This is a genomic window from Rhodoferax ferrireducens (assembly GCF_003347515.1).
Lineage (GTDB): Bacteria > Pseudomonadota > Gammaproteobacteria > Burkholderiales > Burkholderiaceae_C > Rhodoferax.
In genome coordinates, this window is record NZ_QEII01000024.1 from 1 (window position 1) to 255 (window position 255).

A 255-nucleotide genomic window follows, 5' to 3' on the forward strand; every position below is an offset into this window, starting at 1 on the left:
CGATCCACAGGTGGTTACCTCGAAACTTGAATTTGCATAGAGGTACCGTATGAAAAATATTCTCATTGCCACGTTGGTGGCAAGCACGCTTGGTGCGTGCGGGTTCATGACACCCGCCAAACAATATGCCGGGGACGTTCAAGGTGTGTCTGGCATTGCAGTCATCAAAGGCTTTGTAGGAAAGCCGTTTTCTGATGACTTCCATGCAACCATCCGGGGCTATTCAAAACTTGAATCTTCTGGCTCAGGCGAACA

General features: G+C 49.0%; 1 protein-coding gene. It reads left to right on the forward strand.

Annotated elements, in window-relative coordinates; all coding sequences use genetic code 11:
- Nucleotides 1-49: 49 nt before the first annotated feature.
- Nucleotides 50-255 (forward strand): hypothetical protein (locus C5P05_RS00095; protein ID WP_157979126.1); only part of this gene is annotated, 206 nt, incomplete at its 3' end.